This window comes from Ruegeria sp. AL7 (assembly GCF_056536105.1).
The window spans coordinates 1511169-1535448 of sequence record NZ_JBQFJF010000001.1 but is presented as its reverse complement, the minus strand read 5'-3'; the positions used below and the strand labels follow the sequence as shown (position 1 = coordinate 1535448).

Sequence of the window (24280 nt, the reverse complement as noted above, 5' to 3'; positions counted from 1 at the left end):
GATCCCCGGCAATAATAACAGGGAGTTCCAAGATGTTGACCCGATTTTTAACTTCGGTCGCGGTGGTGGGCCTGACGGCGGGTGCCGCAGCTGCCGATTACAAGCTGACAATTCTGCACACCAACGATTTCCATTCGCGCTTTGAGCCGATCAACAAATACGACAGCGGTTGCGGTGAGGAAGACAATGCAGAAGGCAAATGCTTTGGCGGATCGGCGCGCCTTGTAACGGCAGTTGCCGACGCGCGCGCACGGGCAGAAAATTCGATTCTGGTGGATGGGGGTGACCAGTTCCAGGGGTCCCTTTTCTATACCTATTACAAGGGCAAGGTCGCAGCCGAGTTCATGAACAAGCTGGGCTATAATGCCATGACCGTCGGCAACCACGAGTTTGATGACGGCCCCGAAGTGTTGCGGGGGTTCATCGACTCGGTCGACTTCCCGGTCCTGATGTCCAACGCCGATATTCACGACGAAGAGCTTTTGACCGACAGGATCAAGAAATCGACCGTTATCGAAGTAGGCGGCGAGAAGATCGGCTTGATCGGCCTGACCCCAATCGACACGGATGAGCTTGCCTCGCCCGGCCCCAATGTCACGTTCTCGGACCCGGTACCAGCTGTGCAGGCCGAAGTCGATAAACTGACAGGTGAGGGTGTCAACAAGATCATCGTTCTCAGCCATTCCGGCTATGGCGTCGATCAGCGTGTCGCGCAAGAGACGACTGGTGTTGACGTGATCGTCGGCGGGCATTCGAACACGTATCTTTCGAATGTGTCGGATAAGGCGGCAGGTCCGTACCCAACAGTGGTAAACGGCGTACAGATCGTTCAGGCCTATGCTTATGGCAAGTTTCTGGGCGAATTGAACGTCACTTTCGATGACGATGGCAAAGTGATCGAGGCAGCTGGCGAGCCTTTGATTATGGACAACGCAGTGACCGAAGATCAGGCCGCGCTGGACAGGATCGCGGAACTGGCGGTGCCTTTGGATGAAATCCGCAACAAGGTTGTTGCAAGCGCTGCAGAAGCCATTGAAGGGGATCGTTCAATTTGCCGCGTGCAGGAATGCCAGATGGGTAACCTGGTTGCGGATGCGATGCTGGCGCGTGTGGCGGATCAGGGCGTTCAGATTGCCATTGCTAACTCGGGTGGGTTGCGGGCTTCTATCGATCCCGGTGATGTTACCATGGGCGAGGTTCTGACGGTGTTGCCTTTCCAGAATACACTGTCGACCTTTGAAATCAGCGGACAGGGTGTCATTGACGCACTCGAAAATGGCGTAAGTCAGGTGGAAGAAGTGAAAGGCCGATTCCCGCAGGTCGCCGGTCTTAGCTTTACCTGGGACCCAAGCGTGGCACCGAACGAGGGGCGCGTCAGCGAGGTGATGATTGCCGAGGGTGACGGTTTTATTCCGATCGACCCGAACAAGACCTACCTGGTCGTCACCAACAACTACGTCCGCAACGGTGGTGACGGGTACAAGATGTTCGAAGGCGATGACAAGAACGCCTATGACTTCGGCCCGGACCTTGCGGATGTCACCGCGGAATACCTGGCGGAAAATGCGCCCTATCAGCCCTATGTAGACGGGCGTATCAAACAGAAGTAACTTGGTTTACGACAAAGACAAAAGCCGCATCCCTGTGATGCGGCTTTTTTGTTTGGGAACGGATCAGCTGAAATCATATTCCGGCCAGAGTTTCGGATCGAACCCGTCCAGCATCGGTTTGATGTGCTCAGCAACCCCGCGCCAACCGCCAATAGACTTGGTCGAGATCTTGTTGCGCACCTGATCGATGCTTGCCGTACGTACCTGTTTGGTGTTTTTCTCGGGGTGCATCATCGTTTCGGTCCACTCCAAATCGCAGAACGCAGCGACCTGCTGGCTGTAGGTTTTCGGGTCGGCCACCAGTTCTTCGTAAGGTACCGTCAGAATACGATTCCCGAACACGGCATCCCAATGCGCCATATAACGACGATACATATTTGCCGAATGGGCGATGGCCTGCATATTCGAGGCATAGCGCATTCCGCCCGCAGGAAAACATCTGATCCATTTGGACAATCCAACATCACGCGGATCGCGCAGCATGTTGATAATCTTTGCCTTTGGGAAGGCAGACAGCAGGAATCCAATACGTTGATAATTGTGCGGCATCTTATCGACAAAGGCGACAGAGTCGCCCGGAATGGGCGGCATCAATTCGAGGAATTCCCGCGCGAGCTCGGACGCTTTGGCAGCGTCATACTTCTGGCCTTTTTTCTCATACTCACGCGACAGATCGGCCCCCAAAGTCAGTTCGCCGCAACCGGAAATTCCGGGGGCTGAACTCAGCATCATTTCCATCAATGTCGTGCCAGAGCGGGGTTGACCCAGTACAAAGATCGGTGCTGGCCCCTCGGCAAAGCCGGACTCTGGTGCATCGGAATCGACAGGGAACAAGCTGGTGATCCGGAACAGTTTTTCCTCTTCATCCGCCGGGACATAGGGGTTGCCTTGGTGCTGAATTTCATTGGCCCGCGCATAATGCGGCATGGCGGTATTCAACCCGTCTAACTTTGAAATCAAATGCGCCTTGGCGAACTGGAGTTCCAGCTTATCATCTCCCTTTTCGGAGATGGCTTTATTAACGGCTTCCAGCAGCTCCGGAGCTTCTTCTGTGGTTGCAATTGCCGATAATTGCAGCAAAGCCGACATATGCTCGGGTTCGTTTTGAAGAACGCGCCTCAGTATTGCTTTGGACTCGTTCTTTTCACCCGTTTGGTGAAGGTTTACAGACTTAATAAGGGCAATCTTTGTGTTCTCGGGGTCCAACTCGTAGGCGCGGGCGACATCCCGCGAGTTTTCATCGTCAAAGCCGATATTGGCGTAAGCTCTGGCACGTTTTGCAAGAAGGTCCACATTGTCTGGATCGCTCTCCAGCTTCTTGCTCGCATGTTCGATCATCATGCGCCAATTGGTGCCTTTGAGGTGAATTTCATCCAGCACGCGGTTCAATTCCTGGTTGTTGGGGAATTGCTCCAGCTTTTGTTCGGTATAGTCCAGGGCTTTGGGAATTTGCCCGGTCTGCATCAATGCATTCGCCAGGTTTTCGACAAACTGCAGGTCGTCCGGTTTCATCCGCGAGGCTTCAACAAAATGCGGAATTGATTTCTTGTATTGCTTCATCTCGGTCAAAACAAAGCCGGCGATGGCATGATAATCCGAGTCTTTTGGGAATTTCTTGACACCCAGCTGGGCCTTTTTCAAAGCTTGCGGCAGCTTGCCTGCTTCCAGAAGCGCCAGTGCTTTGCTCTTGAGGGATTGCGTTGTCTGGTATTCCATGTGACCCCGTGAGATCCTGTGCCTGTATCAAGAATGTATCGGTGGTTCATTACCCATGTGCGGACGGTTTGCAATAACTCTTCCCAACGACGCAATGGCGCAGCTGTTTTCAGCGCGCCCGGCAAATGCGCTACCTGTGGTGCCGAATTTCAATGTTTGTCCGACAAATCAGGTACATGTCGTGCGTAGCGGCGAAACAGGCCGCCATCTGGATGCGCTGCGCTGGGGATTTCTGCCACATTGGTACAAGACCGAAACGGCTGGGCCGTTGCTGATCAACGCCCGGGCCGAGACCCTGGCGGACAAGCCCGCCTTTCGCGATGCCTGCCGGACGCGCCGCTGCCTGATCATAGCGACTGGGTTCTATGAATGGACAAAAACGGAACAGGGAACGCGCCTGCCTTGGTATATCCACCGTCAGGACAAAGCTCCCATTGCCTTTGCCGGGGTCTGGCAGGATTGGGGCCCTGAAAGCGAACGGCAGGGCACCTGTGCTATCGTGACGACGGCTGCCAACAAATGGCTTGAGGTCATTCATCAGCGAATGCCCTTGATCGTAGAACCCAATGACTGGCCATTGTGGTTGGGTGAAGCCGGAAAAGGGGCCGCGCGGCTGATGCAGCCGGGGAACGAGGATGTGTTGACCTTCCACCGGGTCGGGCCTGCGGTGAACTCGAACCGGGCCAGCGGGCCAGAGCTGATCGAACCTTGTGACGCGTGACCTTTTCATCGGAAACGCAGCAAGCTAGACCTTCGGCATGGCTCTGAAATTCCCTGACCTGACCCAACTTTACGCGCACGGCTATGATACCGTGATCGACGTTCGCAGCCCTGCCGAGTTTGCCGAAGATCATCTGCCAGGTGCAATAAACCTGCCTGTGCTGAACAACGAGGAACGCGCCCGGGTCGGAACCATTTATGTACAGGACAGCCCCTTTCTGGCGCGCAAGCTGGGTGCTGCTATGGTATTCCGCAATGCAGCCAATCACATCGAACACCACCTCAGCCATCATGACGGAGCGTGGCGCCCCTTGGTCTATTGCTGGCGCGGTGGACAGCGTTCCGGATCATTCACATGGATGTTGCAGCAAATTGGCTGGCGCGCCGAAGTGGTTGACGGCGGCTATCGTACCTACCGTCGATTGGTGAACGCTTATTTGTACGATGATCCTTTGCCACATCGGCTGATCGCGCTGGATGGCTACACGGGCACCGCAAAGACCGATCTTTTGGCTCTGTTGCACGCACGAGGCGTACAGGTTCTGGACCTTGAAGCGCTGGCCAACCATCGCGGGTCTTTGCTGGGCGAAAGGCCTGGGGGGCAGCCCAGTCAGAAGGGGTTTGAATCTGCCCTGTCTGCTGCGCTGTGTTCAATGGATCCGGCGCGTCCAGTCGTGGTCGAAGCGGAATCATCCAAAATTGGCAGCTTGATCCTGCCGCCCAGCCTTTGGAACGCGTTGTGCAAGGCTCCGCGTGTGAACATTACGGCTTCAATTGAAGCCCGTTCTGCCTATCTGGTTCGGGCTTATGACGACATTCTGTCTGACAGTGACCGATTGCGGGACCGGTTGTCACCGCTGCGGTTCCATCGCGGGCATGAGGTCGTTGACGGATGGCTGCGATTGATTGATGCGGGTCAAAAACAGGCGCTGACACGGGCCTTGATGGAACAGCATTATGATCCCGCATACACCAAATCCCGGCAATCCCGCCCGGTGCAGGTATTGGCCAGTTTTGATGTGGAAACTTTGGACAACACGGGGCTGAGCAACGCGGCCGCGCAAATTGAAAGCCTTCTGGATCAGCTTTGAAGGCGCAAACCCGGTGTGTCGGTCAGCTGGCCAATGATCATTGCCGTATATCCCGCGTCCAGAAGATCTTGCAGAAGGGTTTCGGCGTCCTTCGCATTCACTGCGGCCAGCAAACCCCCGGCTGTTTGCGGGTCAAAAAGCAGCGCCGCCTTGCCCCCGGACGGAAGATCGGGCGCAATCGCGTTGTTGTCGGCAAAAATCGTTGACCGGACCCCCTGATCCGTCAGCGCAAGCGCGCCGTCCATCACCTTTACCGCGTCCAGTTCAAGCGTAGCGCCGCAATGCGATGCGTCGCAGATGCCTTGCAGATGCCCGGCCAGACCAAACCCGGTCACGTCGGTCATCGCATGGGCGTTGGCCAAAATGCGGGCTGCATCGCCCTGGGGCTGTGTCATATGTTTGTAGGCTGCCGCGACCCAGGCCCCTTCGGCAAGACCGGCCATTTCCGCTGCCATCAGAACTCCGCTTCCCAAGGGTTTGGTCAGGATCAGGCGATCTCCCGGCTGACCACCCGCCAATGTAATCGGGGTAGCCTCACACAGGCCAGTCAGCGTGAAACCGACAGTCATCTCATCGCCCATTGAGCTGTGCCCGCCCACGATTTCCGCGCCCGCAGCCCGCATGACGTCACTCGCGACCGACATGATTTCGGACATTGTGCGGCTTTGCAGGGCGGCAGACATGCGCGGCAGGATGATTGTTGCCGTGGCCGCCTGAGGTGCGGCCCCCATGGCCCAGATATCCCCCAGAGCGTGAACGGCAGCGATCCGCGTCATAAGTGCGGGATCGTTGGTGAAAGCCCGCAGGTGGTCGGACGTCATGACTTGCTGCGCCCCGCCTGTTTGCAAAAGCGCGGCATCGTCGCCGGGTAGGGCGGTGATGTCGGTACGAGTAAGGGCGGGGAGGGATTTCAGGGCGAGTTGCAATGCGTCGCGCCCGACCTTTGCTCCACATCCGCCGCACATGGGCTTTTCACCCAAAACCTCATCAAGCCCGGCTGCCCGGTCGCGTGGCAGGGCGGGCGGTGTCATTTGCGGCAGGTCGCGAAACTTGTTCATAAAGGTCTGGTCGATATGGTTCTTCCATGTCCACATCAACGGGCCGCTGAACGATGTTCCCAAACGCTCGGCCAGTGCTGACTTGCCACCCAGTGAGATCAGTTTGAGATAATCTTTTTGCGGTGTGTATTTTCGCATCTGTCCCGCGCCGAGCGCTGCGCGAAGATTATCGTACAAAACCGGCGCTTCGCGCACCGCATAGACACCGGCCTTCGGTCTGGGGTTGTCCGTAAGATGGGCGCAATCCCCGGCGGCAAACACAGCCGGATCACTGGATTGCAGGTAGCCGTTCACTCGGATGTGTCCGTCCTGAAGGTCAAGCCCTGTGTTTGCGATCCAGTCATAGGCGCGGGCTCCGGCGGCACCGGTCACGAAACCAGCCGGAATTGTGCGCCCGTCCTGTAGTTCCACGTGATCCTGCCCGATCCGGGTGATCACCGCGTTTTCAATCACCTCCACACCAAGGTCATGCATTGCAATCCGGATTGTTGCCGCCGCCTTGGGTTTGGTTGCAGTCAGGGCCGAGGCCCTATCGATCAGGGTAATCTGTGCCGCCCGCCCCCTGGCCTTCAACGCATGTGCCATCGCCATGACCAGTTCGACGCCCGCGACGCCGCCACCGATCACAGCGACCGAGGCCGGGCCTTGACCCTTTAGATACTCGGCCCATTTCGCAGCAAAAGGTCCCAGCGGCTTGGCTGGCACTGCATGTTCCGCAAAGCCTGGCAAGGCGGGCATGTCCGACGTGATCCCTACATTGACCGAAGCCACGTCGAAGCCTACCGGAGGATGCCCGAGGACATGCACTTCGTGTGTTTCGGTATCGATGCCATTGACCGTGCCCAAGATCACCCGCGCACCTGCGAAACGGGCCAGTCTGACAAGATCGATATCCAGCTCCCACCGGTCGTAATGTCCGGCGACATATCCGGGCAACATCCCGGAATAGGGAGCGGTGGGGCCGGGGTTGATCACGGTTACCCGCGCGCCGGGCAAAGGGCTCATTCCCCATTTGCGCAGCAGCAGAGCATGGGTGTGGCCGCCGCCAATTAAAACCAGATCACGGGTCAGGGGCAGCGGAGATGTGTGCATTTGTGTTAATTCGCGCTGTGGTCCGGAACATCCTCGACCTGCTCGACCGCGTGGGTGGCCCAGAGCTCATCCTCGCCAGCATCGGGCAGGTCGCTGGGCAGTTCATGACGGTGAATGTGCCATTTTGCAATGAACAGGGCCGTGATCGGAGCCGTCAGGAATAGAAACAGCGTGATCAGAAGCTCGTGTAGCGACAGTTTGCCTTCCAGCAGAACGGAATGGGTGATCGAAGCCAGCAACACCCCGCCCACGCCCAAAGTTGTCGCTTTGGTCGGCGCGTGAAGGCGCGACATAGGGTCATTCAACTTGATCATGCCGAAGGACCCGACAAACCCGAAGATACCCGAGACTATCAGGAAAACGGCGATCAGCAGCTCTGCAAGGAATGTCATATCGCCCTCATTCGATGATGTTGCCGCGCAGCATGAAGCGTGCATAAGCCACGGTTGAGACGAAGCCCAGCATCGCGATGATCATCGCCGCTTCGAAGAAAATCTCGGTCCCTTTCGACAGGCCATAAAGGATCATCAGGGCAATCGTATTGATGACCATCGTATCCAGAGCCAGAACCCGGGTCCCAACGCCGTCCGCGGTAATTATCCGCCACAGACACATCATGATCGCCGCGCCGAAACAGGCAAATGCAAAGTAGATTGCGTATTCGATCATTCGAAAATCTCCTTCAGGCGACGTTCATAGCGTTGCTTGATTTCGTCGCGCACCTGATCCGGGTTCGGCGCGTCCAGGCAATGAACCAGCAGATTGTGCCCCTGTGCCGACAGGTCGCAACTGACGGTGCCGGGCGTCATCGTGATGGTTCCGGCCAGCACGGTTATGGCCTCGGGTGTCCGAAGCTCCAGCGGAATGCTAACCCAGTTGGGCCGCCGGTCTTCATTGCGTTTGAAGAGGACGATCCGGGCCACCGTCATATTTGCAACGACAATATCCCACAGCACCACGATCATGTATTCGGCGACCATGGGCCAGTTGCGCAGCTTGGGCCTGTCGGGCCAGTAAGGTTGTGTGACGAAGGGAATGATGATTCCAAGGATCAGGCCAAAGACCAGAGAATTCAGTGACGGGCTGTTGGCCAGCAGAATCCAGACGATCGTCAACAAAATGGTCAGGTGCGGGTGCGGAAAAATCCGGTGTAGCAGTTTCATCACTCGGCCCATCCCAATACGGCAGAGATGTAGTTTTCAGGCATAAACAGCTGCCCTGCGGTTTGGCTTGTATATTCCAGCGCAGGACCCGCGAACAATGTCAGCAGGATCAGGCCGGCTACGGCGCCAAACACGGCAGTAAAGGCCAGACCGGGTTGCGGTTCAGGTGCGACCGGTGCAGGGGCAGCTTCATTTTCCGCTGGCTCAGCTATCGGAACAGCCTGAGTGTCGTAACTTTTCCAGAAAATCAAAGTTCCGGCTCGGGCCAACCCGATTATTGTGACGAACGAGCTGATCAGAATCACGGCCCAGACCAACGTGGCATCCGAAGCATCGCGCGAGGCGTCCAGCACAAGCAGCTTGCCAATAAAGCCGGACAAGGGCGGCATCCCCGCCATCGCAATCGCCCCCACGAAGAACAGCGCGGACACCAGCCCGCTTTGCGGCATGGGTGGCGTTGGTGCGATGGCCCCGCCGCGCCGCGCCATCACCAGATCGGCAACCAGGAATAGCAGGGCTGTCGCCAGTGTCGAATGGAACACATAGTACAGTGCCGCGGCTGTTGCATCAGGCGTGAATTGCGAGATTGCGATCAACAGGGTGCCCATGGATGCAATCGCGCAGAACGCCACCATGCGGGCGATGTGTTTTGACCCCAGAATGCCGATAGCCCCGACAGCCAAAGTGACAAGTGCAGCAGGTTGCAACCACGCACCCACCAGTCCCTGTGTTGCGGCGACATCGGGGCCAAAGGCCAGTGTGAACATCCGCAGAATCGAATAAGCCCCGACCTTGGTCATGATTGCAAACAGGGCCGCGACGGGCATTGGCGCATTGGCGTAGCTGGCAGGTAGCCAGAAATGCAGGGGCAGAACGGCGGCCTTGATGCAAAAGACCAGCAGCAAAAGAACCGCGCCAACCCGCAGCAATGCCGTATCCTCGGCCGGGATTTCTGCTACCCGTAAGGCGATATCTGCCATGTTCAGTGTCCCAGTCACGCCATAGATCGTGCCCAAAGCAAACAGGAACAAAGTCGATCCCAACAGGTTGTAAGCGACATATTGCACACCCGCCTTCAACCGCACCGCACCGCCACCATGGGTCATCAGGCCATAAGAGGCGATCAGCAGAACTTCGAAAAACACGAAAAGGTTAAAGGCATCTCCGGTCAGGAAAGCGCCGCAGACACCCATAAGCTGAAAATGGAACAGGGCGTGGAAATGCTTGCCCCGGTTGTCCCAGCCTGTTGCAATGGCGTAAAGCACAATCGGCAGGGCAAGCAGAGCTGTCAGCAAAACCATCATGGCTGACATTCGATCCAGCACCATGACAATGCCAAACGGGGCAGGCCAGTTGCCAAGCTCGTATACCTGAATATCTCCGCCCGAGGCCTGTGCCGTGATCGTCAAGGCGATACCCAACAGGGCTACAACACCGGCAACCGAAAAGATGCGCTGCAAATCCAGATGGTATCGCAGGACCATGATGTTAAACGGAGCCAGGATCGCGGGCAGGACGATCGGCGCAACGATCCAGTGGTTCATGCGTCTTCTCCTGCTGCATCTACGCTGTCCTGCGCTGTCATGTCGATATGGTCATCCTTGGAGGACAGGTACGCGCTGAGCGAGATCATCACGATCACCGCGGTCATCCCAAAGGAAATCACAATTGCGGTCAGCACCAGCGCCTGTGGCAGAGGATCGGTATAAGCGACGTCCTTGTATTTGTTCAGAACCGGGGGGGCGTTCAGCGCAAGGCGCCCGGTCGCGAACAGGAACACGTTGACCGCGTAAGTAATCAGCGACAGGCCCAGAATAACAGGGAACGTCCGGCGGCGCAGGATCAGGAATATTCCGGCAGCGGTCAAGATACCGACGGCAGAGGCTACGAGCGCTTCCATCAGGCCTGCTCCTTCTCTTGTTCTTGTTCCGGTGGAGAGTCCCGCAGGGGATTGATATCCATCGGGAATTCCTGTGCCATTCCGGGCTGCCACGCAAAGCGGGACAGGCTGTCGAGTGCCAGCATGACCGCACCCAGAACCGCAAGGAACACGCCCGTGTCAAACAGCATGGCGGTGGCCCATTCGAATTCCTCAAGCGGGGGCCAGTGGAGATAGCCAAAATCACTGGTCAGGAAGGGGCGTTCATTGAACCAGGCCCCCAGCCCCGTGGCAGCGGCGATCAGCACGCCCCAGCCAATGGTGCCGTGGTAATAAAACCGCTGCCGCTCAATCGCCCAAGTATAGCCGCTGGCCATGTATTGCATCAGATAGGCGATGGCGACGATCAGCCCAGCGATAAATCCGCCGCCGGGCTGGTTGTGCCCACGGAAGAAAATATAGGCTCCGACCATCAGCGCAATCGGCATCATCACGCGGGTCGCCACAACCATCATCAGCGGGTGTGAATCACCGGACTGGGGCCAGTGCGGTTTGCGATTCAGCAGGTAACTGCGGACATTGGTGCTTAGCACGGATTCCGTCAGCGCAAAGATAATCAGCGCGGCAATGCCCAGCACGATGATCTCTCCAAACGTATCAAAACCCCGGAAGTCGACCAGGATCACGTTGACCACATTGGTGCCGCCACCGCCCTTATAGGAATTGGCCAGATGGAAATCTGAAATCGTTGGAAATGCAAAATCGCGCATCATCATCGCGTAGACCAGCGCGCCGGTGCCAAGACCTGCAACGACGGAAATCGCGGCATCCCGCCATCGTCGCGCTGCGCTGCTGTCCCATGGCGTCTCGGTCGGCAGGAAGTTCAGTGACAGCAGCAACAAGATCATCGTTACCACCTCGACTGAGATTTGCGTCAGGGCAAGGTCAGGAGCGGAAAGATAGTTGAACGCGATGGAAACGATCAGGCCCACGACGCCGATCAACACCAGCGACAACAGGCGGTTCCGGTGGAACCACATGATACCAAGCGTTGCGCCCACCAGACAAATCCAGCCGATGATCGGAATGATCTGCGCTGGCAGCGGAACGCGGGTTTCTACGCCGATGGTTCCTGTCGAATAGGCGTAATAACCAAGGCCCACGGTGAAAGCGACGAAGATGATCGCATAGCGGCTGAGAACACCGTTATGCATCTCGTCGGTGATCCAGCGGCTTAACCTGGTCAGCGCGTCGATGATAGCCTCAAAGATTACCTTGGCCTCGGGCCGGGGCAGGGCATTCCAGACCTGCTCGCCGCGTTTGTGCAGCGCCAGCAGGAAAAGGCCGCCCAATGTCGCAACAACCGACATGTAAAGTGCAGGCGTGAAGCCATGCCACAGTTTGAGCGAGTAATACGGCAGCTTCTCGCCGCCTATCACCGCGCTGGAAACCACGGCGATCAGGGGGCCAACGATCGCGGCGGAATTCAGACCGATCAGGACGACCAGTACAACCAGCAGTGCGGGCGCCAGCCACAGCCCGACAGGCGGGTCATGCGGATGGCTGGGATAGTCTTCTCGCTTGGGTCCAAGGAAAACATGGCTGACGAAGCGGAAAGAATAAGCGGCCGAGAACAGCGCTGCCAAAAGTGCCAGCCCCGGAACCAGATAATGTGAATGCAACCAAGTGGTGTGAACGGTCTCTTCCAGCATCATCTCTTTCGACAAAAAGCCGTTCAGCGGCGGCAGACCCGCCATGGACAGGGCCGCGATGGTGCCGATTGTGAAGGTGATCGGCATCAGGTGACGCAGACCCCCCAGCCGTTTCAGGTTCCGCGTGCCGGTTTCGTGATCCACGATCCCGGCGGTCATGAACAGGGCAGCCTTGAAGGTCGCATGGTTGATTATGTGGAAAATGGCGGCCACGGCGGCAATTTTAGTGCCAAAGCCCAATAGCATGGTGATCAGGCCCAGATGGGATACAGTCGAAAAGGCCAGCAACGCCTTTAGATCATCCTTGAACAGCGCGATGACCGCACCCAGCAGCATGGTGATCAGACCAGTCGTGGCCACGATGTAGAACCACGCATCTGTTCCTGCCAGAACAGGCCACATCCGCGCCATCAGGAACAGACCGGCTTTCACCATGGTGGCCGAGTGCAGATAGGCAGACACCGGCGTCGGCGCGGCCATTGCGTGGGGCAGCCAGAAGTGAAACGGGAACTGTGCCGACTTGGTGAAGGCGCCCAGCAGGATCAGGATCAACGCTGGCAGGTAGTAGGGGGACGCCTGGATCAGCTCCTTGTTCTGCAAAATGACACTCAGGTCATAGGATCCAACGATATTGCCGAGGATCAGCATCCCGGCGATCATCGCCAACCCGCCCGAGCCGGTGACGGCCAAAGCCATGCGCGCGCCCTGACGGCCATCGGGCAGGTGTTTCCAATAGCCGATCAGCAGGAATGAGCTGAGCGATGTAAGTTCCCAGAAAACAATCAAAAGTAGGATATTGTCGGACAGGACAATACCAACCATCGCCCCCTGAAACAGCAGCAGATAGGTATAGAACTGCCCCATCGGGTCTTCGCGCGACAGGTAGAACCGTGCGTAGAGGATGATGAGCAATCCAATGCCAAGGATCAGCAAGGCGAAAAGAAATCCCAGCCCGTCCAGCATGAAATTCGCGTTCAGGCCCAACCTCGGTATCCAGTCAAACCGGGCAGTCACGACGTCTCCGCGCATGACTGAAGGGATGTGGATCAGCAGCCCCATCAGGGCCAGAAATGTGGTCAACCCGGCTGCGGATGCGGCGGCATTTCGGCCCGCGCGGATCAGCAGTGCGGGAAATACAGCACCAAGGAAGGGAAGGGCCGCAATAAGGAATAGGGACAAGTGCGATACTCCGGTCTGGGCGGTCAGGGTGAGGTCAATTTTGTAAGGATATTTTGCCGACTGTCCAGAGATGGCAACTTTTTTGCCGGGCTCCCACGGATCACCAAGGCATTGGCGGCGCTGCGCATTAATGACGCGATCTTGATCTGCGAGCTGTGTTTCACCGCGCAACTTGCTGTCTGGTTGTGCTAGAACCAGCATCAGTGAACAGGAGGCTGAGGCGTGGCCGAAAAAATGAACCGATCCCGACGGTGGCTATTGATTGGTGGCGGTGCCGCGATTGCTGCCGGGTTTGCGATCAGGCAATACAGACTGATCCCTGAAGATCACAGCGGTAGCCGGATCAGTGTGACCGACGCCCATGAGCAGGCCGCGGACGGGCGCGTTCTGCTGGTTGATATCCGCACACCGCGCGAGTGGCGTGCCTCGGGAATAGGCGAGGGCGCGGTACCGCTGGACATGCGCCGCGAGGATTTCGTCGACGTTCTGACACAAATGACAGGCGGTGATCAGGCTGCGCCCGTGGCGCTGATCTGCGCCCGAGGGGTGCGGTCCGCGCGCCTCAGCAATCGTTTGATTGAAGCCGGATTCACAAATATCATCGACGTACCCGAGGGAATGTTGGGCTCGGCGGCCGGGCCAGGATGGGTAAGGGCCGGTTTGCCGGTTCGCAGATTCATTGAGGATGCGGGATGATCAGGGAAATCAGTCTTGCAGCAATCTTTGCCTTTGTCGCGCAGACGGTCCAGGCGGGCTGCGCCGATCGACAGAGCGTTTGCGAGACGCCGATGGGCGCGTATCACATCGAATTGCCCGACACAGAAAATCCGCCATTGGTGGTGTTCCTGCACGGGTATGGCGGCAGTGGTTCAGGCACGATGCGAAATCGCGGGATGGTCGAACCTCTGCTGGCGCGGGGTTATGCTGTCTTGGCCCCGGAAGGCTTGGAGAGGCCCGACCGTGGTGGCACAAAAAGCTGGAATTTCTATCCCGGTTTTGGCGAACGGGATGAAACCGCCTTTCTGTCTGAAGTGGTTCAGGACGCGGAAAACCGCTTTGGTATCGACACCGACCGGGTTATGCTGGGTGGGTTTTCTGCTGGTGGTTTTATGGTCAACTATCTGGCCTGCAAGGCACCCGAGACATTTTCGGCATATGTTCCGGTGTCCGGAGGATTCTGGCGGCCGCACCCAGAAACCTGCAAGGGTCCGATTCGGATGTTGCATACCCATGGCTGGACCGACAACGTGGTTCCGCTTGAGGGGCGCTTGCTGGGCGGTGGCCGGTTTCAGCAGGGCGATATCTATGCCGGGTTCGAAATCTGGCGCGAGGCAAATGGCTGCGTCGATCACAAACCGGCCGGCTTTAGCACAACGGGGAATTTCATGCGCCGCCGCTGGACCACCTGTGCCAAAGGCAGCGCGCTGGAGTTTGCCTTGTTCCCGGGCGGTCATACAGTTCCAGCCGGTTGGGCTGATATGGTCGTGGATTGGTACGAAGGGCTTCCCGGCAGCTGATCACTCTGCCGGGGTCATCTTGATCTTGCCTTCAACCAATTGCTTCAGCTCGGCCCGGTAACGCCGGGCCGACCGGGTGATGGCAGGTTCGCGGAAATCCTCGCGCATTCCGACCATCCGGCGTGCGGCACCGGCCGAAACACCGCTGAGTGCCGATAGCGGAATGGCAAGGGCGAGACTGATGGCAATCGGAGCCAGCCAGATCGAGACCAGCCCGGACAGGATACCAACACTCAAGGCTATGCCACTGACGGTTTCCAATGCGTGACACAGGATCAGCGTGCGCAATCCGTAACTGCCACCGTCGCGTGCTTGCGGCGACCAGCCCCGCTGAATGCCAAGCGCTGTCCGGAAAACGGCGATCATCTGTTGCACCATCAGGATCGGTGCATACAGGATCGACAGAATGACCTCGGCCAGAAACGAGGTCAGGAACTTGAGGCCGCCTCCGAATTCGGAGTAGCGCACACCGCTTAGCGGCAAAGCCAGAACTCCCAGCACCTTGGGTGCCAGCAGCATTGCATACATCACAAGAATGATCAGAACGTGCCGGGTTTCCGACATTTCCGGCCATTGCGGGAACAGCGGATTATCGGGGCTGAAGTAATGCAGGACAGAGGCGTCTTTGCCCTGACCAATCAGTGCCCACATCAACAGCAGCGCAAACCACAACGGTGACATCAGGTATCCTACGGCACCGTGGAACATATGAAAACGCGAGACGGCCCGGAATCCAGTCGAGCCCAGCAGTTTCAGGTGTTGCAGGTTGCCCTGGCACCAACGCCGATCCCGCATCGCATGATCGATCAGTGTGGGGGGCGTTTCCTCGTAAGATCCCCGAATGCGCGGCAGGAACCGCACCGCCCATCCGGCACGGCGCAGCAATCCAGCCTCGACGAAATCGTGGCTCATGATCAGCTTGTCCTGACCGTTGAACGCACGCAGCTTGGGCAGTCCGGCACTGGTGGCGAAAGCCTTGGTGCGGATTATGGCGTTGTGGCCCCAATAATTGCCCTCTTGTCCGCACCAGCGCGCCAACCCTTCGGCAAAGGCGATGCCATAGACCCCATTGGCGAATTGTTGCATACGGGCAAAAACCGATTGCGCGCCGATCAGTTGCGGATAGCTCTGGATCAGCCCGGCACCGGGATCACGCGCCAGCGCATCGGTCAGCCGATGTATGGCGCGACCGGTCATAAGGCTGTCCGCATCCAGAACCAGCATCGCGTCCCAGTCTGCGCCCCAGCGACTGACCCAGTCGGCGATGTTACCCACCTTGCGGTCGGTGTTCTGCTCGCGGCGGCGGTAATACAACTCCAGCCCCGGGGCGAGCGTGGTGCGCAGGGCTTCGACGCTGGCTTGTTCCTGTGCCGCGATTTCAGGGTCGCGTGTGTCGGACAGGATGAACATGGCATAGTGATGCTGCCCACCGCGTGCCTGCAAATCTTCAAGCATGGTGCGGGCGTTGCCCAGCACGTTCCATGGCACTTCGTTGTATACCGGTGTCAAAAGGGCAACGCGCAGGGGCTGTGCTGTGCGTTTGCGCTGCGGACGATCCTGTCTCGACAGCGAAACCATACCCAGCAGAACGGTGCAGACCGTGAACGAAATCCAGAAGAAGTTGAACGAGATAAGCGCCAACAGGATGCCCTCGATCAGATTGATCCCCTGGGCGCTGAACCAGTCGCTCATGATCCAAAGCAGGCCCAATGTCGCTACCATCGCCGGTGAAAACGCAAGCGCGCGCCAAAATCCAGTCGCGCCCGTGTCTGTGCCCGACGGGGCATCAGCATCGTGGAACCCAACGCTGAAATTCTGCGTGGGCATCGCCAGAGGTGCCTCGGGCGGCATGATATGCAGACCGCGGTTCATATGGTCCATCGGTAAAGCCACACCTCAGAGGCAGGCTGTTTGTCTTTCAGCAGTTGCGCGCGCAACTCGACATGATCGCGCCCATCTGGCTGGAATGAAAACGCAAGACGCAACCCACCCGTATCCGGGTTGCGTTGCAGAACACCGTCCGAGGTTACAGCATGAGGGGAATCCACGAAGACACTGATCGCCTCGATATCATCGAACAAATCGCTGCCTTCGAAATCGATGACGGCCAAACGCCCCTCACCGAAGGTGTTTTCGCCCATGGCGGTGTTGGTCACCCGTGGCATCGGAGTGCGCTGAGGCTCCTCACCCCAGATCAGACGATAGGACAGGTCAACCCGACTGCCTGCCGCATAGGGCTCTGCCGGACGCCAATAGGCGACGATGTTGTCATAGATTTCCTGATCGGCCGGTATCTCGACCAGTGTAACGGTGCCTTTGCCCCAGTCATCCCGAGGCTCGACCCACAGGCCCGGGCGCTTGTGATAATTCGCCTCAAGGTCGGCATAGTCCGAAAACTCGCGCTTGCGCTGCATCAGCCCGAAGCCGCGCGGGTTCTCGTCAACGAAAGACGATATTTGCAGGCGGGCCGGGTTTGCCAGCGGACGCCACAACACCTCGCCCGCGCCATTGCGGATCAACAGCCCGTCGCTGTCATGGACGGCCGGACGGAAATCGTCGAACCGGCTGTGGTTGGTCTGGTCGAACAGAAACATCGAGGTGCCCGGCGCGATACCTACATGAGGTAGGTCTTCGCGGGGAAACAGCGTGGCCTTGACGTCGATAATGCAATCCGCCCCCGCCGTGACATTGAAGCGATAGGCCCCAGTCACGCTGGGACTGTCCATCAGCGCATGTACGACCATATTCCGTTGGCCGGGCTTGGGGCGCTCCAGCCAGAAACGGATGAACTCAGGAAATTCCTCGCCATCCGGGTCGCCTGTTTTCAGGGCGAGACCGCGTGCCGACAGACCGTAGACCTCGTCCAGACCAATAGCGCGGAAATAGCTGGCACCCTGCCAGACGCAGAACTCATCCGTCTTGCCGGGTCGGTGCATCTCGGTCCGCAGCCGCAGGCCTGAAAAGCCCAGAGTCTCGTCGATGGGCAATTGCGGCACATCTTCGGATTTGTCGAACATCCCCAGATCGAAATCGACTGGTGTTGTCATGCCATTTTCGACCGTTTCCACCTTGACGGTCCGGGGGAAATACAGGCCCGGTGTGAAGAAATCGACGTTGAATGGCGTTTCGGTTTCGTACCACAACGCCCGGTCCAGTCGAAAACGGATCGAGCGATATTGTTCGTAAGTCAGATCCTGCCATTCTTGTGGAACCATTTCGCGTTCCGCATAGGGGCGGCTGGCCAGTTCGCGGGCCAGTTCGATCACGTGGTCGCGGTCAAAGGGGACTGCGCCCCCGGTCGCATAGGCCGATGGGGCAAAGGCCAAGGCAGTCGTCGAGACTAGGAATGCGCGACGGGTGAAATTCATCTCTTCAATTTCCAGGGTTGAGACTTGAACCAAGCTGCCAGATAGGCCACGCCGATGATCATGGCAAAACCAATTATGTTGGCGACAAAGACGGTGGCAACATCCCGCCCAGCTTGATCGAGGGCAACGCCGATAAGTCGTGCTGCTGCCATGGAAAATACAAACACCGCAAGGGATTGCTGACCGACTTTGGTGATGACCGTCAGCAGGAATTGCCAGACGCGCGCACCCATGCTGTGGCCCGTCGCAATCAGGCGGTGACCATGTTCGCCAGCCGCGACCCAGCCCAGATAGGCCAGTGACAGAAAATGGACATATCGCAGCGCGCCAAACTCGGTCTTGTCGCGCAATTCGTCGGTCAGTGGCCAGATCTTTCGGATCGCAGCGCCCAACTCAGGCGCAGCGCTGTTAACCCAGAGGAAGACCTTCCAAGACCCAAACGGAGCTGACAGGATCAGGAACAAGGCAGCCGCCCAGACCAGAGATTTCGATACTGGTGGAGCGGGAATCCATCCGCGCATCAAGGCAAATCCGGTGAAGAACAGCAATTGCCAGCCAAACGGGTTGAAAAACCATTGCCGATCCGACCACGGCTCGGCCGGAAGGGCCAGCGCGCCGGTCTGAGTGATGCACCAGATGGTCACAGATGCAGCCGCCATCAGCCAGAAACTGACACGGTACAGCGCGATGTAGAGCGGCATCAGCGCCAGTACCACCAGATACATCGGAAGGATGTCAAAGTAGTTCGGTACATAAGTCAGGGTAAAGATCCCCACCATCTGCGGGGCGGGATCATTGAAGAAATGCTGAAGGTTCAGGGACGAGACATAGGTTTTCCCGAACGCGCCGGTTAGGTCCAGCGCTGCCATTGTCATGGCGACAAAGAAGAACAGGGCAATATGGGCCCAATAAACCTGCCAGATGCGATAGGCCACTCGGGCCGTGCCCATCCACCAGCCCTTGTACAGGAACGCCCCGCCAAAGGCGATGGCCGAGGCCATGCCCGAACAGAACACGAAAATCTCGGTTGCGTCCGAATACCCAAAGCGCGCCGGGATCCAATTCGCCCAAGGATCATTGGGAATGTGGGCGATCAGGATGATGAACATCGCGATGCCGCGATAGAAATCCAGTCGCGGGTCACGCGTGCGGGCGGGGGCCGCAGCCGGGGCTGCGACGGGTGCAAAATCAGCAGCGGGCGATATGGTCGCCATACGGTCTCTGTCCTTCTTGGTCGTCTTGTTATTCGGCGGGGACGCTTTGCATGTCTCCGCCGTCGCGTGCCGCATCAATCAGGGCGCGGCGCGCGATGGCATAATTGTCTTCACCCCCGGCGCGCTTGGCGCGACGGTCATCCAGAATGCGTTCAACCGCATCAAGACGACCGGCCCGAAGCCCGGAATCGATGGTAATGCGTTCAAATACATCACGTTGCGCGTGACTGCCACCAGCCAGTTGCATTGAACCGCGCGCTGCCAACAGGTGATCAAATGCCGTGCCATAATGGCCGTCACCAAAGGCTTCAAGGCCCATGGCGGCCGCGACACCGGGATCAGCCATACGGCGGGTGGTGTCGTCATTGGCACGCGCTGCATCCTTGCTCATGCGGTTCAGCATTTTGGCTGTGGCGTCGACGCGATTGTCGCCTGTCAGTGCCAAAAGGTAATGCAGATCGGCGAAGATCAGGCAGCCGTCTTCGGTGCGCGCGGCACTCAGGTCAGCCAGTTCTTCCCAGCGATTTCCAACATTTACGCCTTCTAATTCAAGCCGCATCAGCAGCGAAGTGCCGTTCGAGATGTCGCGGTAATCGTCGGTTTTGTCCTTGCGGACGTGGTTGTCATACAGGTCCATCACCTGATCGACCTGACCCAGATCCAGATGCATCAGGGCCTTGTGCCACCAGACGTGATAGCGGAAGTTGTTGCAATGGGCCCAGGCAGCCTCGCGCCCGGCCAGCCAGTCAAGGCCCAACTGCGCGTTGCCGGTCATTTCATGGACATGGGCCACCGCGTGCAGACCCCAGGCATCGTCGGACACCATCCAAAGCGCCTGACGTCCCGCGATTTCGGCCTTTTCATAGGCTCCGGTTTCTTCCAGCGCGAAGGAATGGCAGCCCAGCAGATAGCCCCGACCGGGGTGATCGGGTTCGTAAGCAGGCATCACCCGTTCGATCGAGCGGCGCATTCCATTCGGATCCCCCAGAACGAAACGGGTCGCATGGCTGAGTTTCATCGCCAACGTATCCTGCGGATGGTCGCGCAGGACCGCTTCGAACTTTTGCACCGCCTGTGTCAGTTGGCCCGCCAGATACAGCCCCAATGCATCGACAAACAGCCGCTCGCGCGTCGAGACGGGCTGCCGTTTCATCGCAGCATTGGCTGCTGCCAAAGCCTCGACCGCAACCGCCATCATCTCTCGTCGACCGAGAAGGGCCATGAACAGGCCTTTAACGGCATGGCCCAAAGCAAAATCGGGCTCAAGCTCCAACACTTTGCCCAGATGTTGGGGCGTAACCGCGGCATGTGCCATGAACCCAAGCAGAACACCATTCCAGGCTTCGACAGCTTCCGGCTGCGCCAAGGTGTTCATCTGTCCAAAAACGTCTTGTTTCATACTTGGGTCCAATCTGATTGCGGTATTTGACACTGTTTGATGTAACAGAGTGTGCGAGAGCGGCGTATCAGTATCGACCCCGCTCTCGAATTGGTGAAATGTCGTGTGTGAAAAAGTCGAAAAAATCCGCCGATTCAAAGGCATGTTTCAGCAACTTGCCGCCTAGTTGTGCAAGTGTTTCAATCGTCGAACGGGTTTTCAGCGTTTAATACCCAGTCAGTGTCCGCCCCGCAGGTGGGTGGCGCGCTGCGATATGTTACAGGCGTACGTGACAGGTTCAGGGGATTCCCGATCAGGTTCACCACACCGGGCTGGGCCTGCATCGAAATCTGCATTTTTCGTGCTGCCACCTGTTCCGTATCAAAAACCTGATCCAGCGTCTGTACCGGACCTACGGGCACTTTCACGTCTTCAAGGCCGGAAATCACGGATCGCGTATCCAGACCTTGAACAGCGGGCCGAAGAATGGCGTTCAGCGCATCACGGTGTTCCAGTCGCGCCGGGTTGGTCGCGAATCTGGGGTCGTCGGCAAGTTCAGGTTGTCCCAGGAAACCGCAGAGCTTTCTGAACTGGCCATCATTTCCAACCGCCAGAATGACATGCCCATCGGATGTCTCGTAAACGTCATAAGGCACGATGTTGGGATGCCCGTTTCCACGGCGTTGCGGAACGTCGCCTGAAGTCAGGTAATTGACGCCCTCGTTGATCAGCCATGCGATCTGAGAATCAACAAGTGCCAGATCGACCTGCTGGCCTTCACCGGTCAGGTCGCGGTGGCGCAGCGCGGCCAAAATGCCAACGCTTGCATACATTCCGCACATCACATCAGCGATGCCGACCCCCACTTTCATCGGCGCGCCTTCCGGGTCGCCGGTCAGGGACATGATCCCACCATAACCTTGCGCCATCAGGTCATAGCCGGGTTTGCTGGCGTTCGGCCCTGTTTGGCCGTAACCCGAAATCGAGCAGTAAACGAGGCTGGGGAATTCCTGCGACAGGGCGGCATAGTCCAGCCCGTATTTCGCCAGACCGCCGGGTTTGAAATTCTCGATCAGAATATCCGCGTGTGAGGCCAGCCGTCGGATTTCCGCCTGACCTTTCTCAGTCGCGATATCCAGCGCCACGGATTTCTTGTTTCGGTTCGCTGACATGAAATAGGCGCTCAGGTCCGAGCGGTTGCCGTCGGCATCGGTGACATAGGGCGGACCCCATTGCCGTGTGTCGTCGCCCCCGGTGGCAGGGTTTTCGATCTTGATGACGCTTGCGCCCAGATCACCCAGCAACTGCGTGCAGGTCGGCCCGGCCAGAATACGGCTGAGGTCCAGAACCTTGACGCCCTTCAGCGGGCCCTCAGATGCGGCCATCGTATCCTCCACGGTCGATTTCAGCGGCGATGACGGTAAATGTCTCGGCCTTTACAGCAGCTTCAAGTGCTGCACGCAACTCTGCCCGGTTGCGGACAGTGTGGCCGTTCCCACCAAATGCACGGCCCATGGCCGCGAAGTCATGGTGACCGAAATCCACGCCATTCTTGCCCATTTGCCGCTGCCGCTGTTTCAACTCGATAAGGGCAAGGCTGGCATCAACGAAGACAAGAAAGATCGGATTGCCGCCCATTTCAGCCGCCGTCGACAATTCCCCGGCGACCATCAGAAACCCGGCATCACCCGAAAAGCTGATCACCGGGCGGTCAGGCTCGGCCAGTTTCAGACCAATGGCCATTGGGACAGCACAGCCCATGGTGCAGAGCGCCGAGGATTGGATCAGCCCACGTTCCTCGCTGCAGTCCCACATCTGGCTCAGCAGAATGCGATGCGCGCCGCTGTCGGCGGTTGCCAGCGTTTCGGGGCGCAGGGTAGCGCGCGTTTCGGCGATGACCGCTGCGGGCCCCCAGTCCTCATCAGTGGGAAAGGCCTGTGCCAGAGCAGATTTGACCTGCGCGGGCTCACCACCCGGCCACGTTGCGCGGGCAGGGTTTCCCTTGGCGATGGCCTCCAGCGTCTCGCCCGTGTCGGCCACCAGATTAAGACCCGCCTGATGCATGTAGTGGTCATTGATCACCGCGGATATATCGATGACGCGCTTTTCTTCGGGGTCCCAGATTTCGCGCCAGCCGGGGCGCATTTCGATCGGGTCATACCCCAGACACAGCACCAGATCGGCGTGTTCGACCAATGGGACAAGGTGCTTGTCTGCCAATGGCGACAGGCCAGCGCCGCCCAGACACAAAGGGTGATCTTCGGGAACAACACCCTTGGCCTTGTAGGTGGTCACAAATGGAATTCCGAAATGTTCCAAAAACGCCTGCACCACACTGCGCGAGTCGTCATAGAGGACATCGAGACCGATAATGGCGATGGGGCGCTCGGCCTCAGCCACCCAGCGCCGGGCTTTTTCAAGGCATTCACCATTGGGACTGACAGGCGCGACCTTGGCCAGACGGCGGCGTTTCACACCAGTCACTGGCGTATCGGCGACCGAGATCGGAACATCGATATGGACCGGGCCCGGTCGCGGCTGTGTGGCCAGTGACACCGCCTTGTCTGCGATGATATCCGCGCCCTTGGCCGTCAGTGTGAACGTGCCCTTGGTGATGGAACGGTAAACCTGGCTGTGATCCATGACCTGATGAGTATAGGTCAGCGCCTCGTCCGCATCGACGCAACCGGTCAGAACGATCATCGGAACACGGTCCTGCAACGCATTGGCCACCACATTGATGCCGTTCATCGCGCCCGGACCCAAAGTGGCGACCAGAATCGCAGGCGCGCCGTCGCGGTGATGCACGGCCTCGGCCATGAATCCGGCCGAGTTTTCATGTTTTGTCAGATGAAAGGTGATGCCCGCCTTTTCAAGCGCATCCACCAGTGTCAGGACCTCACCCCCCGGCATTCCAAAGGCGTGGCGGCACCCCGCTTCGTACAGGCGTTGGGCCAGAAGATCGGCGGCGCGCGGCGTGGGGTCCTGCATCAGTCATGCTCCGAGATAACCGTTTCGAAGCAGATTGCGGAGGACGCCACCAGACGCAAGGCGGATCACGTCAGTGTGACTATTTGACTGCGTCTTCAGCGACGGATTGAAAGGTTTTATCCAGTTCCGCGGCAATGTCCTGTAAGGCTTGCCCGCCTTCCGCCATGTAAGGGTCAAACACGAAACTGGGGGTCTTGTAAGACAGGGTTGCGGTTCCGTCCTCGTTCTCGGTGACATAGAAACGGATCGGTGCTTCGATCATCGCATTGGTAGAGGTTTCCAGCACCCTTACGGCGTAATCGTTGTTGAACGCGCCAATCACCAGATTGCCCGGAATGGTGATCCCGCGCGCCGCAGCTGCCTTGGTGGGTCCAGCCTGCGTCACCACTATCAATCCGTTGTCCTTGATCGCAACCTTGGTTGCATCGACCAGTTCCGAGTAGGTCTTGTCCGCAGGAAACACAGCCCATCCGGCCGGAACGTCCTGCGCCCAAACGGGTAAAGCGATCAGGCAAAGCAAGGGAATGAGGGCTTTCATTGTCACGTCTCCTGTATTGAGGTGCACCCTGTGTGCCAGACCTGACCGACCCGC

20 protein-coding genes are annotated in these 24280 nt (G+C 58.1%); 5 read left to right on the top strand and 15 right to left on the bottom strand.

Going from position 1 to position 24280, the window contains the following annotated elements; all coding sequences use genetic code 11:
* Positions 1–32 precede the first annotated feature (32 nt).
* Positions 33–1610, top strand: coding sequence for a bifunctional metallophosphatase/5'-nucleotidase (locus ACR3E2_RS07610; protein ID WP_480484248.1), 1578 nt, complete (start codon positions 33–35; stop codon positions 1608–1610).
* Positions 1611–1673: 63 nt separating this feature from the next.
* On the opposite strand, the gene ACR3E2_RS07605 is transcribed toward ACR3E2_RS07610, so the two are convergent.
* Entirely contained in the window at positions 1674–3326 is a 1653-nt protein-coding gene (locus ACR3E2_RS07605) for a tetratricopeptide repeat-containing sulfotransferase family protein (RefSeq protein ID WP_480484247.1), read from the bottom strand.
* Positions 3327–3381: 55 nt separating this feature from the next.
* Here ACR3E2_RS07605 and ACR3E2_RS07600 point away from each other — a divergent pair, with 55 nt between their 5' ends.
* Positions 3382–4047: an SOS response-associated peptidase gene (locus ACR3E2_RS07600; RefSeq protein ID WP_480484246.1), complete on the top strand. Its 666-nt coding sequence runs from the start codon at positions 3382–3384 to the stop codon at positions 4045–4047.
* A 37-nt stretch (positions 4048–4084) separates the two neighbouring features.
* On the top strand, positions 4085–5137 hold the full coding sequence (gene mnmH, locus ACR3E2_RS07595; protein WP_480484245.1) for a tRNA 2-selenouridine(34) synthase MnmH: 1053 nt from the start codon (positions 4085–4087) through the stop codon (positions 5135–5137).
* Here mnmH and selD read toward each other — a convergent pair.
* From selD to ACR3E2_RS07560, 7 genes are read right to left on the bottom strand one after another with little or no spacing between them, the layout of a single operon-like run.
* Positions 5128–7287, bottom strand: a complete 2160-nt coding sequence (gene selD, locus ACR3E2_RS07590; RefSeq protein WP_480484244.1) for a selenide, water dikinase SelD — start codon at positions 7285–7287, stop codon at positions 5128–5130. The two genes, mnmH and selD, sit on opposite strands and share 10 nt — an antisense overlap.
* A gap of 5 nt (positions 7288–7292) precedes the next feature.
* Positions 7293–7679 (bottom strand): Na+/H+ antiporter subunit G, encoded by a 387-nt coding sequence (locus tag ACR3E2_RS07585; protein ID WP_480473524.1) that lies wholly within the window; start codon positions 7677–7679, stop codon positions 7293–7295.
* 7 nt (positions 7680–7686) lie between these two features.
* Positions 7687–7956, bottom strand: coding sequence for a K+/H+ antiporter subunit F (locus ACR3E2_RS07580; RefSeq protein WP_209503286.1), 270 nt, complete (start codon positions 7954–7956; stop codon positions 7687–7689).
* Positions 7953–8450 (bottom strand): Na+/H+ antiporter subunit E, encoded by a 498-nt coding sequence (locus ACR3E2_RS07575; protein ID WP_480473523.1) that lies wholly within the window; start codon positions 8448–8450, stop codon positions 7953–7955. Before ACR3E2_RS07575 ends, ACR3E2_RS07580 begins: the two co-directional genes overlap by 4 nt.
* On the bottom strand, positions 8450–9994 hold the full coding sequence (locus ACR3E2_RS07570; protein ID WP_480484243.1) for a monovalent cation/H+ antiporter subunit D: 1545 nt from the start codon (positions 9992–9994) through the stop codon (positions 8450–8452). Before ACR3E2_RS07570 ends, ACR3E2_RS07575 begins: the two co-directional genes overlap by 1 nt.
* A complete protein-coding gene (locus ACR3E2_RS07565) occupies positions 9991–10350 on the bottom strand; it encodes a Na+/H+ antiporter subunit C (RefSeq protein ID WP_209503290.1) in 360 nt (119 codons plus the stop codon). Before ACR3E2_RS07565 ends, ACR3E2_RS07570 begins: the two co-directional genes overlap by 4 nt.
* Positions 10350–13220: a monovalent cation/H+ antiporter subunit A gene (locus ACR3E2_RS07560; RefSeq protein ID WP_480484242.1), complete on the bottom strand. Its 2871-nt coding sequence runs from the start codon at positions 13218–13220 to the stop codon at positions 10350–10352. Before ACR3E2_RS07560 ends, ACR3E2_RS07565 begins: the two co-directional genes overlap by 1 nt.
* Before the next feature lie 234 nt (positions 13221–13454).
* Between ACR3E2_RS07560 and ACR3E2_RS07555 the strand changes: the two genes are divergently transcribed.
* Both ACR3E2_RS07555 and ACR3E2_RS07550 read left to right on the top strand, forming a co-directional pair.
* Positions 13455–13916 carry a rhodanese-like domain-containing protein gene (locus ACR3E2_RS07555; RefSeq protein WP_480484277.1) on the top strand — a complete coding sequence of 154 codons (462 nt, stop codon included), beginning with the start codon at positions 13455–13457 and terminating at the stop codon, positions 13914–13916.
* Positions 13913–14737: a CE1 family esterase gene (locus ACR3E2_RS07550; RefSeq protein WP_480484241.1), complete on the top strand. Its 825-nt coding sequence runs from the start codon at positions 13913–13915 to the stop codon at positions 14735–14737. The genes ACR3E2_RS07555 and ACR3E2_RS07550 overlap by 4 nt, the downstream gene beginning before the upstream one ends.
* Here the strand turns inward: ACR3E2_RS07550 and mdoH are convergent, their stop codons facing one another.
* The 7 genes from mdoH to ACR3E2_RS07515 form a co-directional block, all read right to left on the bottom strand.
* Positions 14738–16609, bottom strand: a complete 1872-nt coding sequence (gene mdoH / locus ACR3E2_RS07545; protein ID WP_480484276.1) for a glucans biosynthesis glucosyltransferase MdoH — start codon at positions 16607–16609, stop codon at positions 14738–14740. It abuts the gene before it with no gap.
* Positions 16606–18105 (bottom strand): OpgD/OpgG family glucan biosynthesis protein, encoded by a 1500-nt coding sequence (locus ACR3E2_RS07540; protein ID WP_480484240.1) that lies wholly within the window; start codon positions 18103–18105, stop codon positions 16606–16608. The genes mdoH and ACR3E2_RS07540 overlap by 4 nt, the downstream gene beginning before the upstream one ends.
* Positions 18102–19319 (bottom strand): OpgC family protein, encoded by a 1218-nt coding sequence (locus ACR3E2_RS07535; RefSeq protein WP_480484239.1) that lies wholly within the window; start codon positions 19317–19319, stop codon positions 18102–18104. The genes ACR3E2_RS07540 and ACR3E2_RS07535 overlap by 4 nt, the downstream gene beginning before the upstream one ends.
* A 28-nt stretch (positions 19320–19347) precedes the next feature.
* Positions 19348–20718 carry a tetratricopeptide repeat protein gene (locus tag ACR3E2_RS07530; protein ID WP_480484238.1) on the bottom strand — a complete coding sequence of 457 codons (1371 nt, stop codon included), beginning with the start codon at positions 20716–20718 and terminating at the stop codon, positions 19348–19350.
* Between the two features lie 179 nt (positions 20719–20897).
* Positions 20898–22082, bottom strand: a complete 1185-nt coding sequence (locus ACR3E2_RS07525) for a CaiB/BaiF CoA transferase family protein (RefSeq protein ID WP_480484237.1) — start codon at positions 22080–22082, stop codon at positions 20898–20900.
* The gene (locus ACR3E2_RS07520) at positions 22069–23688 is read right to left on the bottom strand and encodes a thiamine pyrophosphate-binding protein (protein ID WP_480484236.1); all 1620 of its coding nucleotides are present in this window, start codon (positions 23686–23688) and stop codon (positions 22069–22071) included. The genes ACR3E2_RS07525 and ACR3E2_RS07520 overlap by 14 nt, the downstream gene beginning before the upstream one ends.
* 79 nt (positions 23689–23767) lie before the next feature.
* Complete coding sequence (locus tag ACR3E2_RS07515) at positions 23768–24226, bottom strand: DUF302 domain-containing protein (RefSeq protein ID WP_480484235.1); 459 nt, start codon at positions 24224–24226, stop codon at positions 23768–23770.
* Positions 24227–24280: the final 54 nt, after the last annotated feature.

Coding starts and splice junctions, on each gene's coding strand:
- ACR3E2_RS07520 (WP_480484236.1), bottom strand. CDS start 23,688: ATGCAGGACCCCACGCCGCGCGCCGCCGATCTTCTGGCCCAACGCCTG.
- ACR3E2_RS07575 (WP_480473523.1), bottom strand. CDS start 8,450: ATGAAACTGCTACACCGGATTTTTCCGCACCCGCACCTGACCATTTTG.
- mdoH (WP_480484276.1), bottom strand. CDS start 16,609: ATGAACCGCGGTCTGCATATCATGCCGCCCGAGGCACCTCTGGCGATG.
- ACR3E2_RS07605 (WP_480484247.1), bottom strand. CDS start 3,326: ATGGAATACCAGACAACGCAATCCCTCAAGAGCAAAGCACTGGCGCTT.
- selD (WP_480484244.1), bottom strand. CDS start 7,287: ATGCACACATCTCCGCTGCCCCTGACCCGTGATCTGGTTTTAATTGGC.
- ACR3E2_RS07530 (WP_480484238.1), bottom strand. CDS start 20,718: ATGAAACAAGACGTTTTTGGACAGATGAACACCTTGGCGCAGCCGGAA.
- ACR3E2_RS07570 (WP_480484243.1), bottom strand. CDS start 9,994: ATGAACCACTGGATCGTTGCGCCGATCGTCCTGCCCGCGATCCTGGCT.
- ACR3E2_RS07600 (WP_480484246.1), top strand. CDS start 3,382: ATGTGCGGACGGTTTGCAATAACTCTTCCCAACGACGCAATGGCGCAG.
- ACR3E2_RS07535 (WP_480484239.1), bottom strand. CDS start 19,319: ATGGCGACCATATCGCCCGCTGCTGATTTTGCACCCGTCGCAGCCCCG.
- ACR3E2_RS07565 (WP_209503290.1), bottom strand. CDS start 10,350: ATGGAAGCGCTCGTAGCCTCTGCCGTCGGTATCTTGACCGCTGCCGGA.
- ACR3E2_RS07580 (WP_209503286.1), bottom strand. CDS start 7,956: ATGATCGAATACGCAATCTACTTTGCATTTGCCTGTTTCGGCGCGGCG.
- ACR3E2_RS07550 (WP_480484241.1), top strand. CDS start 13,913: ATGATCAGGGAAATCAGTCTTGCAGCAATCTTTGCCTTTGTCGCGCAG.
- ACR3E2_RS07585 (WP_480473524.1), bottom strand. CDS start 7,679: ATGACATTCCTTGCAGAGCTGCTGATCGCCGTTTTCCTGATAGTCTCG.
- ACR3E2_RS07610 (WP_480484248.1), top strand. CDS start 33: ATGTTGACCCGATTTTTAACTTCGGTCGCGGTGGTGGGCCTGACGGCG.
- mnmH (WP_480484245.1), top strand. CDS start 4,085: ATGGCTCTGAAATTCCCTGACCTGACCCAACTTTACGCGCACGGCTAT.
- ACR3E2_RS07525 (WP_480484237.1), bottom strand. CDS start 22,082: ATGGCCGCATCTGAGGGCCCGCTGAAGGGCGTCAAGGTTCTGGACCTC.
- ACR3E2_RS07515 (WP_480484235.1), bottom strand. CDS start 24,226: ATGAAAGCCCTCATTCCCTTGCTTTGCCTGATCGCTTTACCCGTTTGG.
- ACR3E2_RS07540 (WP_480484240.1), bottom strand. CDS start 18,105: ATGAATTTCACCCGTCGCGCATTCCTAGTCTCGACGACTGCCTTGGCC.
- ACR3E2_RS07555 (WP_480484277.1), top strand. CDS start 13,455: ATGAACCGATCCCGACGGTGGCTATTGATTGGTGGCGGTGCCGCGATT.